Origin of the sequence: Microcoleus sp. MON1_C5, assembly GCF_036701875.1 — a bacterium.
Lineage (GTDB): Bacteria > Cyanobacteriota > Cyanobacteriia > Cyanobacteriales > Microcoleaceae > Microcoleus.
The window spans coordinates 1-17,094 of the sequence record NZ_JAUBRN010000089.1 but is presented as its reverse complement, the minus strand read 5'-3'; the positions used below and the strand labels follow the sequence as shown (position 1 = coordinate 17,094).

The window sequence follows — 17,094 nt, the reverse complement described above, 5'->3', positions numbered from 1 at the left end:
TCCAAAACTGTATCAATTCCTCTTGTGGGGGATACCGTCGTCGAGCCAGACGAACAGATTAACTTGAAATTAGTTAATCCAGTAGGTAGGGTAACTTTAGGAAGTCAGCCTACTGCCACCTTAACTATTATTAATGATGACATATCAATCCCCAGTCTCTTAGCATTCAGCACCTCTAGCTACAGTGCCAACGAGGGCAACAGTGGTAGTCCCAATCAGGTTGTCGCGACAGTTCAACGCACTGGCAGCAGCGAGGGGGCAGTCAGCGTCCAAGTGGAACTAGATACCTCTTCCACAGCTACTGTTACCGAAGACTACATTAACAATCTGCCAGTTACTATCAACTTTGCCAGCGGCGAAGAATCCAAAACAGTATCAATTCCTCTTGTGGGGGATACCGTCGTCGAACCAGACGAACAGATTAACTTGAAATTAGTTAATCCTGTAGGCAGGGGAATTTTAGGAAGTCAGCAAACAGCTAGCTTCACTATTATTAACGATGACATTTTGCCAACGGTCAGCATCGCTGTTAGAGATGAGGCAGCCGCAGAAACAGGCAACAATCCAGCGACTTTTCGCATCAGTCGCACTGGTGAGAGTCGCGGCAACTTAACAGTCAACCTAGCAATTGACGGTACTAGCAACAATCCAACTAAACCTAGCGACTACACCCTCAGCGGTGGCGGCGTTTCTGTCAACAGTTCAAATGTCAGCGTCACCATCCCGGATGGACAAAATTTTGTAGATGTGAGCCTCACGGCTGTCGATGATATCCATGCTGAGGCACAGGAGACGCTGAAGCTGAAACTAGCAGAGGGGAATTACCAAGTTGATGCTAACCAAAACAATACTACTATCGCGATCGCAGACAATGATACTGTAGTTGTCAATAGCAATGACAGCTTGACAGACTACAGTCTGGCAGAAGGTTCGTTTCGACAAGCACTGCTGAATGCTAACGCTTTGGCTGGGAATGATACTATTACTTTCAATCTGCCAGCCGGGCCGCAGACAATCAATCTCACAGGAGTATTGCCTGAGATTAGCGGCGATGTCACTATTACTAATAGCACTGGTTCTAGCAACCTGACAGTGCGGCGGGATACGGGCGGAGATTACCGGATTTTCAAGGTAAACAGTGGAGTCAGTGGGACTTTTGACGGATTCACCATCGCCGATGGTTTGACAACTGACAACGGCGGCGGCATCTATAACGACGGTGGCACAGTAAATGTGACCAACAGCACTCTCTCTAACAACACTGTGAAAGATGGCAGGGGTGGTGGCATCTACAACAATGGCGGCACAGTAAATGCGACCAACAGCACTTTCTCTAACAACCGTTTGAGCAATTTCTTTAACCCCAATTTGAATCCCATCCCCAGTGGTGGTGGCATCCACAATGAGGGCGGCACAGTAAATTTGACTAACAGCATTTTCTCAAGCAACAGTGGCTTCGCACCAAGCAAAGGCGGTGCCATCTCAAACAATAGTGGCACAGTAAACGTGACGAACGGCACTTTCTCAGGCAACAGCGCTCAAGATGGCGGTGGCATCTCTAACAATGGCCCAGGCACAGTCAAAGTAGCAAACAGCACTTTTTCTGACAATGTTGGAGTGCGTTTTACCCTAGGGCTTCCGGCATCAGTAGATGGTGCTGCCATCTTTAACCAAGGCGGTACTGTGGAGGTGACAAACAGCACTCTTTCTGGCAACAAAGCGGGCGGTGCCCGTGGTGGCGGCATTCATAACCGTGAGGGTGGCACAGTCAAAGTGACGAACAGCACTCTTTCTGGTAACACAGTGGGTGGTTTTTTTGGGTTTGGTTTGCTTGGCGGTGGCATTTATAACGATAACGGCACAGTAGAGGTGACCAACAGCACTCTCTCTGGAAATCAAGCAACCAACGCAGGTGGCAGCGGTGCTGGCATCTATAACAAAGCTGGCACGGTAACGCTGACCAACAGCACTCTCTCGGGCAACATAGCAAACCCCTCCACCACCGACTTTGCTGGCATCATTTTGCCTGCCCCTGGAAGTGGTGGTGGTATATGGAACGGCGGCACGGTGAATGTCAAAAATACTATCATCGCTCAGAACAGTGCCGCCACTGGTCCTGACGTTTTCGGCAGCTTCGCCAGCGGTGGCTACAACTTAATTGGCGACGCTACTGGCAGCACGGGTTTTACTGCTGTCGGCGATCGAGTTGGCACTGCTGCTGCACCTATTGACCCCCTACTAAACCCCCTGACAAATAACGGCGGCCCGACTCAGACTCTGGCACTGCAACCGGGTAGTCCCGCTATTAATGGTGGCGACCCAGCTTTTGTTTTAACGTCTGGACCTTTTATCGGTCCTCCCTTCTACGACCAGCGGGGTATCTCTCCTTTTAATCGCGTTAGCGGGGGAATTATTGACATCGGCGCTTTCGAGTTCCAGTCTCCTCTGATCCCTTAACGCCTGTAGGATGCCTTGCAATGCCTTTGCTGTCAACTTAAGAGTGACGGAATAAGTGAGGCACAGAAAGCAACGCTGTGCGCTTTGGGGGCGATCGAGAATTAAGATTTAGTACGGTGCGTGATTCTCAATCATCTCACTGGGAATTAAAGAACTCAAAGTCACGCACCTTACTCAATTAGTCCTGGACGCAGAAACCTGTTTTTTTTAGGAAGATACTGCATGGTTAACCTTTAATAAAAGTGACCCACCCAGTTGATAAATGTATTTATGCGTCCCGGACTATGAATTAAATTAAATCCGGTACTTTAGGTTTGATTCGGCGCTCGTACCAGTTCATTAACGGGGTGGAAGTAATGCCGTGCAAAATCACAGAAATTACGATGGTTGTAAAGGTAATCCAGGCGATTTTTTCGGCTGTCTCGCCTTCCAAACCCTTACCGAAAGCATAGGTAAGGTAATAGATAGAACCGACACCACGAATGCCGAACCAACCGCACAGCAAGCGGTTGGCCGGATGTAAAGGACTGCCGATCGTACTAATCCAAGCTCCAACAGGCCGGATTAAAAAAAGCAACAATCCAGCTACTAAGAGGGAGTATCCTCCATATGCCAACATAGGCTCTAGGCGCAAAAGCGAACCTAATAGTAAAATAGTTGCTATTTCCATTAACTTTTCAATGCGCTCGGTAAAGTGCAGTTGGGAAAGCGGTTTTTCTGGGTTGCGGTAACTCGCCTGCACCACAATTCCTGCTACAAAAACTGCGAGAAATCCGTAGCCGTTGACTACTTCTGTGAGGGAATAGGTGAGCAGAATTGTGCTGAGAGCAATGAAATCTTCCATTAATTGATCGGCCGGTCGATAGTGTTGGAGTTGGCGATCGATCCAGGTGACGGCTTTAGCTACTAAAATTCCCATAACGAGACCTGCGGCGATCGCCCAAATCAAGTCAACTGCTACCCACTGCGAAAACCACTTCGACCAGTTGTTATCTTTTAGCGAATAAATCCCGAAATAAACAAAGGGAAAAGCTAAAGCATCGTTCAAACCGCCTTCCGATGTTAAACCAAAGCGCAATTCATCGCGATCGTCTAGATGAGCTAACTGAACTTCTGAGGCTAAAACTGGATCGGTGGGAGCGAGAATTGCTCCCAGTAAAATCGCCGGGCCCCAATCTAATTTTACAAACCAATGACCGATAGCGGCCACTGCAAAAATAGAAATCGGCATTAAAAAACCGATCAGCCGCACGGTGGAATTCCAAGCCCAAAATTGCAGCGGGCGATTCATTTTTAAGCCGCAACTGAACAGAGAAACAATAACTACAAATTCTGTAAGCCTTTCTAAAAATTGAGCTTCGGGACGCAAGTCAATCAGCTTGACGCCGTAGGGCCCCAATCCGATACCGACAATTAGATAAATTAAGGCATAAGATACAGGCAATCGCGAAATCCATCCGGAACCCAAGGTAACGGTAAGCAGGAGGATGCCAATAACTAGCAAGTTGAGAATGTAATCATCCACCATAGCGATCGCACTTTTAATCAAGTTTAACAAGGGCGATTTTGACACGTAAAAGCTTCTGGCGCATCCGTCGTCCGCTAGATTCAGCTCTCCTCCAAAAGTTGGAGTTGTTATACCAAATTGTTGATGCTTCTAGCCTGCTCCGGCGGGCTTTGCCTTTGTGTCCCATAAGTTCCGTGACTTACAATCGCCCGGAATTGTTTATTTCATTCATCTGGCTAATAACTAATAATTAATGACTAATGGCTGAGGACTAATGACTCAGGACTAATGACTAATTAGAAAGACCACTTTTTTCGGTAGCGATGATGTGCAAATCTACGTGTTTGAGCGATCGCACTAACTGTTGAGTCAAAGAACCCCGCAGCAACAATCTCCAGCGGGATTGCTGGCTTTCGCCGATCACAATTTGAGTAACGCGATACTGTTTAGCTACCTCCGAGATTGCTTTGGCTATATTAGTGCCGTTTACCCGCAAAAATTGCCCCTTAAATTCTTGACAGAGTTTCTCACAAGTTTCAACGTGCAAGCTTTCTGCTTTTGTTAAAAATCGGTCTGGATCGTTGACAAACACAGCATAAAATGGGGCATTCATATAGCTAGCAATCCTCGCGCCCCGCCGCAGCAGTTGCAAGGAGTTCGGATAAGTCGAGATGCACACTAAAACTCGTTCGTGAATGTTGCAAGATTGACCTTTTAAAGTTGCTGCATCGTCTTCCACATTGTCTGCGACTTCTCGGAGGGCGAGTTCTCGCAAAGCAATTAAATGACGGCGCTGAAAAAAGTTTTCTAAAGATTGTTCAATTTTTTCGGGAGCATAAATTTTGCCTTGTAGCAACCTTTCTTCTAAAGTTTCCGGCGTGACATCGACAACGACTATTTCGTCAGCCTCTTCGAGGACGCGATCGGGTACTCGCTCTCGCACTACAACTCCAGTAATTCGAGCTACTAAATCATTGAGACTTTCTATGTGCTGAATGTTGAGGGTGGAGAAAACATCTATCCCAGCCTTGAGAATTTCTTCAACATCTTGATATCGTTTTTCTCGCAGAGAACCGGGAACGTTTGTATGAGCCAGTTCGTCTATTAATGCTAATTGAGGACGGCGTTCTATGACAGCATCCGTATCCATTTCTGTGAGCATTTTTTCACCGCGCAGCATTGGTTTTTTGGGCACTATTTCTAGTCTTTCGCCTTTAGCTGCTGTCTCTTTTCGCCCGTGAGTTTCTAACAGTCCAATTACCACATCAATGCCTTCAGATTTTAGCCTGTGCCCTTCTTCCAGCATTCGGAAAGTTTTGCCGACACCGGGGGCCATGCCGATAAATATTTTGTGCTTTCCCCGGCGGGGGGTGCGATCGTAAGTGCGGTTCGGTTGGGCGTAAACCGCGTCTGGATTGTTGGTAAGTTCGCTAGAGTGAATCATAGCTGAGTAATGGGTAGTTAGTCAATTTCGAGTCATCAGTCAGTTTATGACCGATGACTGCCGACTATTGTAAACTATTGTAAACGGTCGAGAGCCAAATTCAGTTTGAGGACGTTAACTCCCGGCTCGCCGAAAATGCCGAGAAATCTGCCATCTGTATTTTTGGCTACCAACATTTCTACTTGATTGAGATTGAGCGATCGCACCGTTGCTATCCGCTGAATTTGCGCCCTAGCTGCCTCTAGACTAATGTGCGGATCGAGGCTAGAACCAGAGGTGTAGACTAAATCAGCAGTCGGTTTGATACCAGCTTTTTTTAGGCGGTCTAATTCAATTTGCACCCCCTGAAAACCCTCTTTCTCATTACCTCGCTTCAGCAAATCCGAGTTACTGGGGGCAATGTTGCTAGCTCCCGAAATACCTGTTTTTTGAATTAAATTTTCTGCGTTTGTGGGATCGTAATTTTCGGTCGCAAAGCTGCTGTAATTTGTCGTGCTGGGGCGGCTCCAAAAATATCTTTCGGAGGAGAAAGGTTGGCCAATTAATGACGAACCCACTATAACTCCTTGCTTGCTAATTAAGCTGCCGTTTGCCTGGGAGTTGAAGGCAATTTGACCGATTACTAGCAAGATTAAAGGGTAAATAATGGCTGTGATTCCCCATAAAACCAGGGTAACGCGAATGGCTCTAATTATTTCTCTCATAAATTACCTGGCTCGGTTATTTGCTAAGGGTTAATTATTGACTAAAATCTTTCCGGCTGAAAGATGACTACAAACAGGTAAATAGAAAGGGCGATAATCACCAAACCCAGGAGACTTAAACCCCAGACAGCTTTTCGGGTCAAATCTTCACCCGCAGCCGCGTAAACAGCGGGGGCAATTATCGCATTGAAACACATTACCAGAAATAGCTGCACCGGGATTGGGTGGCGCTGCCCAAGCATTTGCGCTAACTCAATAATTTCTTGAAAATTTCTTGGGAAAACATCATTCAGCAAATCATTCCGTTTCATGAATTCTCCTTATGTGGGAAATAAATATCTGTCTTTCTCTTGGATAATTTTTGTCCGAAAATCGAAGCAGATCCTCTAGATATGCGTTCCCAGGTAGAGCCGGGGAACGAGAATCATCCGTTACATCCGCCCTTGCGAATCCGTTGCCGAACTTCTCTTATGCTAGCCCAACGGCGGTAATCAAAACATCAATAACTTTGATGGCAATAAACGGCGCGATTGCTCCGCCCAATCCGTAGATTAAAATATTCCGCTGCAACAGTTGATTGGCGCTCAAAGGTCTAAACTTTACACCAGTTAATGCTAGTGGAATCAAAGCGGGAATAATCAAAGCATTGTAAACTAATGCGGACAAAACCGCAGACTGACCGCTGGCTAAACCCATGACGTTTAATGCGCCAACAGGGGCAAATATTGCCGGAATAATGGCAAAATATTTGGCAATGTCGTTGGCTAGCGAAAATGTAGTCAGGGCGCCGCGAGTAATTAGCAATTGTTTGCCAATTGTCACTAAATCAATTAGTTTGGTGGGGTCGGAATCTAAGTCCACCATGTTCGCTGCTTCCTTGGCTGCTTGGGTTCCAGAATTCATCGCGAGTCCTACGTTTGCCTGGGCTAGTGCGGGTGCGTCGTTGGTTCCGTCTCCTGTCATTGCTACTAATTTGCCTTCGGCTTGTTGCTTGCGAATTACATCGATTTTGTCCTCGGGAGTTGCTTCGGCAATGAAGTCGTCAACGCCTGCTTCGTCGGCAATTACTGATGCTGTAATTCGGTTATCTCCGGTGAGCATTATTGTGCGGATGCCCATTTTTCGCAGTTGGTCAAACCGATCGCGAATTCCCGGTTTGATGACATCTTTCAAATAGATAATGCCGTAGGTGTCGCTGCCTTGACAAACGCCTAGAGGTGTGCCTCCAAGCCGGGAAACTCGCTCATAAGCTTCATCGAGATCGGGGCCGATATTACCGCCACGCGATCGCACAAAACCCTTCACCGCGTCCACCGCACCCTTGCGAACCTCCGTCCCATCGGGCAAATCCGTGCCAGACATCCGCGTTTTTGCGGAAAAATCAAGCCCCGTGGCGTTTGTGCGATCGAAATCCACCTGTGCGCCCAAATTCTGAGCCAAACGGACGATCGACTTTCCCTCTGGAGTATCGTCAAACAGGCTAGCAGCAAGGGCTACACTCGCCACCTCCTCCAGCGAGTGACCGTTTACCGGAATAAACTCCTCGGCCAAACGGTTCCCCAGCGTGATCGTCCCCGTTTTGTCCAAAATCAGCGTATTCACGTCGCCGCAAGCCTCCACGGCGCGTCCAGAGGTCGCTATCACGTTAAACTGAGCGACGCGATCCATGCCCGCAATGCCGATCGCGCTCAGCAAACCGCCGATCGTCGTCGGGATCAGCGCCACCAGCATCGAAATCAGCGTCACCACGCCCACGGGAGTTTTGACGTAATTGCCCATCGGCCCAATCGTCGAAACCACAATCAAAAACACCAGCGTCAGCACCGCCAGCAGCACCGTCAGCGCGATCTCGTTGGGCGTTTTCGACCTTTCGGCCCCCTCCACCAGCGCGATCATCCTGTCCAAAAACCCTTTACCGGGGTCGGCCATTACCCGCAGCGTCAGTTCATCAGAGAGGATGCGCGTACCGCCGGTGACGGAACTGGCGATGTCCGAACCCGGTTCCTTGAGCACCGGCGCGGATTCGCCAGTGATCGCAGATTCATCCACCGACGCGACGCCTGCAATTACTTCGCCGTCGGAAGGAATGACATCGCCTGCGATCACTTTAATTTGGTCGCCGCGTCTCAGGGATGTCGAACTAACTTCTTGAATTGAACCGTCTGGTAGGAGTTTGCGGGCTGTTGTGTCGGCTTTGGTCGATCGCAGCGCATCTGCTTGCGCTTTGCCACGCCCTTCTGCTACCGCTTCAGCAAAATTAGCAAATACTAAAGTGAAGAACAAAATAAACGTGACTAAACCGTTGAAAACTCTCTGATTTTCGCCGGCAACCGGGCCAAACAAAGTCGGATCGATCGTTAAAAGTGCAGTCACAATTGTGCCTATCCACACCACGAACATCACCGGATTTTTTAGCATCACCCGCGGGTTTAGCTTGACAAAAGCTTCTTTAAAAGCTCTTTGATAAAGGCCTTGTGTATTTGCTTTCGGCGTGTGCTTGCGAGACTCGCGAGAGCCTCTAGCAGGTTTTTTTGGGGAATCAGGAGTATTGGAAGAAGCCATATCGATTGGGAATTTTTAATGAACCACAGAGAACACAGACAACACAGAGAAAGAGAAGAGTTAGGTTGATAACTTTTTGCTACAGAGGTGGAGGAGTTGGTGTTGCTAAAGGTGTTGTGGGTGTAGTTATCGATGCAGGTTCAAACTTGCCGCTGCTAATTTCATATCCTTCGGCAATTGGCCCTAAAGCTAGGACTGGGAAAAATGTCAGCGCGCCCAGAATTATGATTACTCCTGCGGTTACACTGGTGAACAAAACTGAATCGGTTCTGAGAGTGCCCGTTGTTTCGGGAACCAGTTGTTTGTTCGTCATGCTGTCAGCTAAAAGCAATAGGGCAATAATTGGAACGTAGCGCCCCAACAGCAGGCTAAAACAGGTGCTTAAATTCCACCAAAGTCCTGTCGGTGCGGGTTGAGAGTCAGCCAATCCTTCTAAGCCAGAACCGTTGTTAGACGCCGCCGAAGCGTATTCGTACATCACCTGGGAAATGCCGTGAAATCCCGGGTTGCTGATGCCGCTCAAACTGTCGGTAAAGGCGAGGGTAATTGCACCGGGGATTAAAACTGCGATCGGGTGAATTAATAAAACAACGCTGGCTAACACAATTTCCCGTTTCTCAATTTTGCGTCCCAAAAATTCCGGCGTTCTCCCCACCATCAATCCGGTGAGAAATACGCTCAAAATTGAGTAAATAAACAAGTAAGCCGTTCCCGTTCCTTGTCCGCCCCAAACGATTTGCAGAAACAAATTAAACAGGGTAGCAAAACCACCGGGAGGCATTAAAGAATCGTGCATCCCGTTGACAGCCCCGCACATTGTCCCAGTCGTAGTGACAGCCCAAAGTGCCGTCTCGGCCCAGCCAAATCTAACTTCTTTGCCTTCTAAATTTGGTTGTTGCGCGCCCAGTAAATTATTGACTTGAGGGTTGCCGCCATACTCGCCAAATGCTGCAATGCCAATCAAAATTACATAGATGGCAAACACCATCCAAAAAATCAGCCATCCCTGCTTTTTGTTGTTGGCAAATCTGCCGTAGGTGTGAATCATAGCTGCTGGTATAGAAACCATTGCTAGTGTTTCCAGCAGGTTAGTAAAAGGGTTGGGATTTTCAAAAGGGTGAGCCGAGTTCATCGCAAAAAATCCGCCGCCATTTTCTCCCAGTTGTTTGATACTTTCCAGGTGAGCTACTGGCCCGCGACTTATTACTTGCGTGCCGCCTTCTAAGGTACGGGCAACGGCCGGGCCGGCAAGGGTTTCTGGCACTCCTGAAATTAGCAAAAACAAGCCTATTATCAAAGAAAGGGGAAGCAGAATGCGGGTGATTGATTGAATTAAGTCGATGTAAAAGTTGCCCAACGGGCGGCCGGTTAATCCCCGGATAAAGGCAATGCCTACTGCTAAACCTGTAGCGGCTGAGGTAAACATTAAAAAACCCAGAGTTAACTGGGATAGATAGCTGAATGTTGTCTCGCCGGAGTAATGCTGTTGGTCGGTATTTGTGAGGAATGAAATAGTTGTGTGCAGCGCAGTATCCCAGGTTGGGGTACTTAGGCTGGTGGGATTTAAAGGCAGCACTCCCTGAAGCATGAAAATTAAAAACACAAATATGCCCATTGCTACATTGCTGTAGAGTAAGGATCGGGCATATTGCCAACCAGTCATGGAATCTACAGACCGGATGTTGCTGGCTTTATAGATGAGTTGTTCTAGGGGTTTAATAGCGGGATCGAGAATGGTTTTTTCTCCCATGTACACCCGCGCCATGTAGTTGCCGAAGACAGGCGCGATTGCTATTAAAATGATTAGGGTTAATGCGATTTGAAGTAATCCTTGCTGCATAAATGAGCCAATTTTTTATAGTTGGATAAAGGGGTTTTGCCGATCGCTAAATGGGTTAGGTGGGAGGTTCCAAAAACCGGGCGAGCTTTTTTTGCAGCTCACTTTCAGTTTGGGGGCGATCGCCCAATTCAATGCTGCTAAGATGCAATCTCCCCAGGCAGAGGGATTAACGCCATCAGGGGGTTTTGGCTGGCGAGAATTCCTTGTTTTTATTTTGCTAATCCCGTGCTTTGACAGCGATCGAGCAATTGTATAGCATTTAAGAGTGCGCCACCATAACTCTGGTTAATTTGGATAAAACTGAAATCGCTTTGATTAGACAAAGTTGATCTGTCACTTCTGTTAGCCCAAAAATGCTATCTACTTTTACTGATTACTATACTCACTGTTAGAAAATTGGATAATCAGCTTTCCGGTATAAATTGCTGTTGCCACATTAGGCTTATTCGCTCTATATTTGGCAGCATAGATGAATATTTAGCTCGGGTTAAGTGTCTATACTTCTAGATATAGATGTTTGCTAAACGCCGTGCTTTGGCGCGAGAATAGGTGAAAAAAATCACAAAAAATAACTATGCTAAGCTAGAAAGTAGTAGGTAGTAGGGAGAAGAAAAAAACTGTGAATATAAAATATAAAATGGATTGATTGAGGATGTTTAAAAGTTTATGGGCTATCCCAAAAAACCTGGCAATTCAAGAGAAGTATTTGCGGGGGAGGTGGTCGATCGCAATTTTATTTGCGATCGTGGTAGTGCTGGAATTTACTACGCCGTCGGAGTATCTGTTTGGGTATTTGTACACAGGGCCGATTTTACTGGCAAATTCGCGCCTGAGTCGGTTGGGTAAGTTGCAAATTACGCTGGTAGCGGCAGTTTTGACGCTGTTAAATTTGTTTGTTCCTCCCGGAGAAGCGATCGCCCTAGCCACTGTCGCAAATAGATCGATCGCAGTCATGGCTTTAGGGGTGACGGGATATTTGAGCGATCGTAACCACCAGTACCAAGAAGCGATCGCGAGCGCTAAAGCTGAGTTACAGTCGCAGCAGCAGCTAGCAAGCATCCGAGAAGATTTTGTCTCTACTTTGAGTCACGACTTAAAAACGCCAATGCTGGGGGCGATCGAAACAATTAAAGCTTTTCAGTCAGCAAAATTTGGGGATGTCACCGCCAGTCAGCAAAAAGTTCTCGAAACAATGGCGCGATCGCACAAAATGTCACTACAATTAGTAGAAACACTGCTAGATGTTTACCGCAATGATGCCGAAGGTTTAAAACTGCAACTTGCGCCCGTAAATTTAGTAGCTGTGGCAGAAGAAGTAATCGCAACTCTCACCCATTTATCTGCGGCGCGCCGGGTTTACATTAGTATGAGTTACGGAGAGTCCTATTTCCGTCGCTCTTTGTGGGTAAATGGCGATGCGGTGCAACTCCAGCGCGTTTTTGTGAATTTGCTAACAAACGGCATCAACCATTCTCCTCGCGGTGGCAAAGTAGAAATAATCATGGAATCTTATTCGAGTTATCAGGTGGTGAAAGTTATCGATAGCGGGTTGGGAATTACCGCCGATGAACTGCCCCACTTGTTCGAGCGTTTTTATCAAGGACACAGCGATCGCCAAGCCAAAGGATCGGGATTGGGGTTATACTTATCTCGCCAAATTATTGACGCCCACGGCGGTATAATTTGGGCAGAAAATAAATTGCCACACGGCGCTTTGTTTGCATTTCGACTCCCTGCTATCCCAGCTTTATGATATCTTTTTTAGTTGCATACTTCTTGCTTCTATCTGCTGTCATTGCGAGTTCTGCGCCTGGTTCGCAGAGGTGGAAAATGGCTGGGTCCTACTTTGCTGCATTTGCAATGAGTTTGGCGAATCATACTAATAATAATAACCCACTTGAGAGCGGGGATCATTGCAAATGAAACCAGTTTTTCCCTTGCGAATTCTTCTAGTTGAAGACGACGAACTGTTTCGGTTGGGGCTGCAAACGCGGTTGCAGCAGGAAAGTTGCTTGCAAGTAATTGCCGAGGCGGAAGATGGAGAAACGGCGGTAGAATTGACTCAGGAACACTTGCCAAATGTGGTAGTTCTCGATGTCGGTTTGCCGGGAATTGGTGGCATTGAAGCGTGCCGCCAAATTAAACAGCGGCATCCAGAAATTCCAGTTTTAATTTTAACATCTCATTCGCAAAAATCCTTAATTGAAAGATTGATTGCTGCGGGTGCTCAGGGCTATTGTCTAAAAGGAATTGCGGCGGAAACTTTGGTTTTGGCAATTCGATCGGTAGCGTTGGGCGCTTCTTGGTGGGATAAGGCAGCGACTGCGGAAATTCGGGCGGTTTTTGCTAATCCCGAACCTTTAAAAAATGGGTTGAAATCGGAAGTTTTAGAGAATCCGCTGACGAAGCGAGAACAAGAAATATTAGCTTTAATTGCCGGGGGGAAAACCAATCAGGAGATTGCTCAAATATTGTACATTGCTCCGGGTACGGTGCGAGTTCACGTGCACGCGATTTTGCAAAAGTTAGAAGTGCGCGATCGCACTCAAGCTGCTGTACTCGCAATTCAGAAAGGATTGGTAGCAGAAGAACTGTTAGGCAGTAAATCTTAAGCCTGGCAGTTTATAAGGATTGCCAAACCTCGCTCCCTACCTAAAAACTATGAGTTTTCTCAATTTGGTAATTCCACGAAAAAGATTACTTGAAACAAAAATAATAAAATACTATAATTTGTGTATACCTAATTTTTCCTTCACTTTTGCTATTATCAGATGTATTTTTTTCAGAATATGTAAAATGTAAGCGATTGCACCTTTAAACTGTGATACAAGCATTACCCTTGTTTGGGATTTTTCGCCCCCATTTAATTATTAGTTCTCCTTCATTTAAGAGGATCTGCAATAAATACTCTAGCTCTTCAATTGATTAAACGGGACTTCCCCCATACAAATGTACTAACAGTCCTCAAACTCTTACTAAACAAAGGATGCAACTGTCGATCTGAAAATTTGTACCCTTTAATAAGTAATAGCTGACGCAGGCGATCGCACTCAATTGTTGTAGATTCAATATAATTGCCGATCGCAAACAGATATGAGTCATCTACATGGGTACACCATTACTTACTCAACAATTGAAACTTTGTGTTGAAAGGCTTTTGAGCCTGTGTAAGTATATTGGCAGGGGGAAGCTCCGCCTAAAATTTAACCCCTAGTCGTGACAGTTTGCCTTAGTCCTATAATTGCTAAAAACCGTCAATATCGGTTAAAAACTACGGTTTATTCGTGGGCGAGTGGGAAGGAATTTAGATATTTTTAAGGAGAGGGAACTGGTGGCAAAAAATTGCTGCTGCCTTTATAACCGGATAAAATAGCCAGTTTTTCCAAAGATTGCCGGCCCGTGTAATATTTACCCCGAATTTCCCAAGTGGGATAAGCTTTAATATTAGCAGCTTTGCACAAACCTGGTTGAGCATCTTTGCCTCTGGGATCGCACTCAATGTAAGTAATGGCGGTAAATGCTTCTTTGCCGAAAAGTTCTTGTTGGGTGTGACAGTGAGGACACCAGTAAGCACCGTACATTCTAGCTTTGATTGTCTGCAAATGGGTTGCTAAAGCGATTTGATCGGGTACGGATTCGCTGCGAATAGGTGGCGCTTCTTGTTCGGTAACAGGCTGTGTGAAAGGGGGAGGAGGAGGGAGGGTTTGTGCTAATTTTTGAGTGGATTTGTTGCTGAAACTGAACTGTACAATTCTTCCGTCTGCTTTGGTACTGACGAAAATCCCCAAAGCCAGAAAAATGCCGATCGCACAAAAGTTGAATTTGCTTAGTCTCATCTTGGATTTCATCTTGGATTTGCTAGGATTTTGCGAGCTTGATTCATAGCCTCTACAGCATTGTTTACCACAAAGATGTTAAATTGTGCTAAACCTTTAAAAAAAAGTTGACTTTCAGCGCTGTCATTTAACAAGATAACTTGTTTGTTAGCTTTCAGAGCGAGGGCAATTTCCGAAGCAGTACCCGTTCCCATACCGCAGGCAATTATTACATCTGAAGAAAGAATGTTAATGTTATTTCTGGCGTTTCCCATATCGGTGACAATGGCAATATCTACAGCTTCAGAAATGCCGCGAGTGTCATTTCCCGGGAGGATGCCGACTGTTAAACCGTTAGCTGATTTTGCTCCTTTGTTGGCGGCATCCATCACGCCGACATTTCTGCCGCCAGTTAACAATATCCATCCTGCTTCGGCGATGAGTTGTCCGAGTTGATAGGCGTTTTCTAAGTCTGTTGAGGTGGCACTATCGCCGGGGCCCATGATGCCGATGATGATTTTTTTCATAGTTTTGGGGTGAATATATCGCCTTCTTGAAAAAGCGAGAATTCTTCTGAATCTGGATCAGAAAGGGCGATCGATATTTTAAAAAAATTCTCCTTTTGAGCTGCTTACCATAGCAACAAAGAGAGGCTCGAAGATGGAGCCTCTCTTTATTGTTTTCTGTTCTATCGAACTTTCACTTGACCCTAGCTAAATAATTCGGGTCGTAAAGTGCCGCTACTCCCATATTGTGGCAGTCCATTTTCTGTCCAACCGGCTAAATCATTATCAGTAATAGTTACCGTAGGAGTATTAGTCGCTCCCACAGTGTAATTACTAGAAGTCGATACCGTCAAAATTGCGGTTTCATTGCTTTCAATCAAAGTGTCATCAATTACATTCAATGGCACATCGACAAAAGTTTGACCTGCGGCAATTGTGGCAGTGCCATTTAGGAAAGTATAGTCAGTGCCATTGCTGGCTGTACCACTCATGGTATAAGGCACGGTTAGGGCGAAACTGGTACTCCCAGTGCGACTAATTCTCTACTCCCCGGATTCGGGGTTTGACCGCTAATTACTTCTGCTGCGCTGCAATCTGTGCCACTATGCCACTGAGTAGCCCCCCAGACAAGTTAGGAACAGCCGACATCGAGAGATTGTAATTAGTCGAGGCAGTGTTGTAGGGATACACCCGCACATAATAAGCACCTGCACTCAACGTTCTACTAATTGAGTCGGCAGTAGTGCCAGTGTTAGTAGAACTTTGAAGAACGGTAGTACCTGTGCTATCGAGTAAGTGGACATCCGCATCCTGACTTAAGCCATTGAGAGTGAGGTTAAAGTTACTGCGATTAGCAAGGGTGAACTTATAGTAGTCGTTAGTGTCTTGTGGTCCTACCCAATCACTCCACGTAGTAGAAGTAGAACCCACCGTAACTGCACGTGCTGTAGGCAGAGTATTAGGCGCCAGATCGGGAGGGACATCGTTATCAGCAATATTGACCGTAGCAGCTTTAGTCGCTCCCAGAGTGTAGTTAGGGGAAGAAGATAGAGTCAGAATTGCGGTTTCAGGGTTTTCAATTAAAGTGTCATTAATCACATTCAATGGCACCTCCACAAAAGTCTGACCTGTGGCAATTGTGGCAGTGCCATTGAGGGAAGTGTAGTCAGTACCATTGATAGCCGTACCGCTGAGGGTATAAGGCACTGTTAGGGGTGCGGTGGTACTGCCGCCAGTACGACTAATTCTGTACATCCCCGGATTCGCAGGTAGACCGCTATTCACTTCTGCTGCACTGGCATCTGGGGCACTGACGGTCACCGCAGACAAGTTAGGAACAGCCGACATCGAGAGATTGTAAGTAGTCGAGCCACTGTAGGGATACACCCGCACATAATAAGCACCTGCACTCAAGGTTCTACTAATTGAGTCGGCAGCAGTGCCACCGTTAGTAGAACTTTGAAGAACGGTAGTACCTGTGCTATCGAGTAAGTGGACATCCGCATCCGCACTTAAGCCATTGAGAGTGAGGCTAAAGTTACTGCTATTAGCAAGGGTGAACTTATAGTAGTCGTTAGTGTCTTGTGGTCCTACCCAATCACTCCAGGTAGTGGAAGTAGAACCCACCGTAACTGCACGTGCTGTAGGCAGAGTATTAGGCGCCAGATCGCTCGGGACAACATCGTTATCAGCAATATTGACCGTAGCAGCTTTAGTCGCTCCCAGAGTGTAGTTAGGGGAAGAAGATAGAGTCAGAATTGCGGTTTCAGGGTTTTCAATTAAAGTGTCATTAATCACATTCAATGGCACCTCCACAAAAGTCTGACCTGTGGCAATTGTGGCAGTGCCATTGAGGGAAGTGTAGTCCGTACCATTGGTAGCCGTACCGCTGAGGGTATAAGGCACTGTTAGGGGTGCGGTGGTACTGCCGCCAGTACGACTAATTCTGTACATCCCCGGATTCGCAGGTAGACCGCTATTCACTTCTGCTGCACTGGCATCTGGGGCACTGACGGTCACCGCAGACAAGTTAGGAACAGCCGACATCGAGAGATTGTAAGTAGTCGAGCCACTGTAGGGATACACCCGCACATAATAAGCACCTGCACTCAAGGTTCTACTAATTGAGTCGGCAGCAGTGCCACCGTTAGTAGAACTTTGAAGAACGGTAGTACCTGTGCTGTCGAGTAAGTGGACATCCGCATCCGCACTTAAGCCATTGAGAGTGAGGCTAAAGTTACTGCTATTAGCAAGGGTGAA

14 protein-coding genes are annotated in these 17,094 nt (G+C 46.6%); 4 read left to right on the top strand and 10 right to left on the bottom strand.

Translation table 11 applies throughout. The annotated features are described in order from the left end of the window. The coding region (locus tag QUA71_RS27055) for a choice-of-anchor Q domain-containing protein (protein WP_333289852.1) at window positions 1–2,457 on the top strand (2,457 nt) is incomplete at its 5' end. Window positions 2,458–2,746: 289 nt separating this feature from the next. On the opposite strand, the gene QUA71_RS27050 is transcribed toward QUA71_RS27055, so the two are convergent. The 6 genes from QUA71_RS27050 to kdpA form a co-directional block, all read right to left on the bottom strand. Continuing rightward, complete coding sequence (locus tag QUA71_RS27050; RefSeq protein WP_333289851.1) at window positions 2,747–4,015, bottom strand: sodium:proton antiporter; 1,269 nt, start codon at window positions 4,013–4,015, stop codon at window positions 2,747–2,749. 241 nt (window positions 4,016–4,256) lie between these two features. Beyond that, on the bottom strand, window positions 4,257–5,408 hold the full coding sequence (locus tag QUA71_RS27045; protein ID WP_333289849.1) for a universal stress protein: 1,152 nt from the start codon (window positions 5,406–5,408) through the stop codon (window positions 4,257–4,259). Between the two features lie 74 nt (window positions 5,409–5,482). Next, window positions 5,483–6,112, bottom strand: coding sequence for a K(+)-transporting ATPase subunit C (gene kdpC / locus QUA71_RS27040; RefSeq protein ID WP_333289847.1), 630 nt, complete (start codon window positions 6,110–6,112; stop codon window positions 5,483–5,485). A 41-nt stretch (window positions 6,113–6,153) separates the two neighbouring features. After that, window positions 6,154–6,423, bottom strand: coding sequence for a K(+)-transporting ATPase subunit F (kdpF, locus tag QUA71_RS27035; protein WP_333289845.1), 270 nt, complete (start codon window positions 6,421–6,423; stop codon window positions 6,154–6,156). A gap of 157 nt (window positions 6,424–6,580) precedes the next feature. After that, window positions 6,581–8,674 (bottom strand): potassium-transporting ATPase subunit KdpB, encoded by a 2,094-nt coding sequence (gene kdpB, locus QUA71_RS27030; RefSeq protein ID WP_333289843.1) that lies wholly within the window; start codon window positions 8,672–8,674, stop codon window positions 6,581–6,583. Between the two features lie 79 nt (window positions 8,675–8,753). Continuing rightward, the gene (gene kdpA / locus QUA71_RS27025; RefSeq protein WP_333289841.1) at window positions 8,754–10,514 is read right to left on the bottom strand and encodes a potassium-transporting ATPase subunit KdpA; all 1,761 of its coding nucleotides are present in this window, start codon (window positions 10,512–10,514) and stop codon (window positions 8,754–8,756) included. 91 nt (window positions 10,515–10,605) lie between these two features. Here kdpA and QUA71_RS27020 point away from each other — a divergent pair, with 91 nt between their 5' ends. From QUA71_RS27020 to QUA71_RS27010, 3 genes are all read left to right on the top strand, one after another. Further along, on the top strand, window positions 10,606–10,770 hold the full coding sequence (locus QUA71_RS27020; RefSeq protein ID WP_333289839.1) for a hypothetical protein: 165 nt from the start codon (window positions 10,606–10,608) through the stop codon (window positions 10,768–10,770). 396 nt (window positions 10,771–11,166) lie between these two features. Further along, window positions 11,167–12,267: a HAMP domain-containing sensor histidine kinase gene (locus QUA71_RS27015; RefSeq protein WP_333289837.1), complete on the top strand. Its 1,101-nt coding sequence runs from the start codon at window positions 11,167–11,169 to the stop codon at window positions 12,265–12,267. 166 nt (window positions 12,268–12,433) lie between these two features. Further along, window positions 12,434–13,126 (top strand): response regulator transcription factor, encoded by a 693-nt coding sequence (locus QUA71_RS27010; RefSeq protein WP_333289835.1) that lies wholly within the window; start codon window positions 12,434–12,436, stop codon window positions 13,124–13,126. Window positions 13,127–13,828: 702 nt separating this feature from the next. Here QUA71_RS27010 and QUA71_RS27005 read toward each other — a convergent pair. From QUA71_RS27005 to QUA71_RS26990, 4 genes are all read right to left on the bottom strand, one after another. Beyond that, window positions 13,829–14,350, bottom strand: a complete 522-nt coding sequence (locus QUA71_RS27005; protein WP_333289833.1) for a hypothetical protein — start codon at window positions 14,348–14,350, stop codon at window positions 13,829–13,831. Between the two features lie 8 nt (window positions 14,351–14,358). After that, window positions 14,359–14,856, bottom strand: a complete 498-nt coding sequence (locus QUA71_RS27000) for a TIGR00725 family protein (protein ID WP_333289831.1) — start codon at window positions 14,854–14,856, stop codon at window positions 14,359–14,361. A gap of 182 nt (window positions 14,857–15,038) precedes the next feature. Next, complete coding sequence (locus tag QUA71_RS26995; protein WP_333289854.1) at window positions 15,039–15,374, bottom strand: Calx-beta domain-containing protein; 336 nt, start codon at window positions 15,372–15,374, stop codon at window positions 15,039–15,041. A 34-nt stretch (window positions 15,375–15,408) separates the two neighbouring features. Next, window positions 15,409–17,094, bottom strand: a 1,686-nt coding sequence (locus QUA71_RS26990; protein WP_333289829.1) for a pre-peptidase C-terminal domain-containing protein, incomplete at its 5' end; no start/stop codon positions are given.

Coding starts and splice junctions, on each gene's coding strand:
- kdpA (WP_333289841.1), bottom strand. CDS start 10,514: ATGCAGCAAGGATTACTTCAAATCGCATTAACCCTAATCATTTTAATA.
- QUA71_RS27045 (WP_333289849.1), bottom strand. CDS start 5,408: ATGATTCACTCTAGCGAACTTACCAACAATCCAGACGCGGTTTACGCC.
- QUA71_RS27015 (WP_333289837.1), top strand. CDS start 11,167: ATGTTTAAAAGTTTATGGGCTATCCCAAAAAACCTGGCAATTCAAGAG.
- QUA71_RS27000 (WP_333289831.1), bottom strand. CDS start 14,856: ATGAAAAAAATCATCATCGGCATCATGGGCCCCGGCGATAGTGCCACC.
- QUA71_RS27005 (WP_333289833.1), bottom strand. CDS start 14,350: ATGAGACTAAGCAAATTCAACTTTTGTGCGATCGGCATTTTTCTGGCT.
- kdpB (WP_333289843.1), bottom strand. CDS start 8,674: ATGGCTTCTTCCAATACTCCTGATTCCCCAAAAAAACCTGCTAGAGGC.
- QUA71_RS27010 (WP_333289835.1), top strand. CDS start 12,434: ATGAAACCAGTTTTTCCCTTGCGAATTCTTCTAGTTGAAGACGACGAA.
- kdpF (WP_333289845.1), bottom strand. CDS start 6,423: ATGAAACGGAATGATTTGCTGAATGATGTTTTCCCAAGAAATTTTCAA.
- kdpC (WP_333289847.1), bottom strand. CDS start 6,112: ATGAGAGAAATAATTAGAGCCATTCGCGTTACCCTGGTTTTATGGGGA.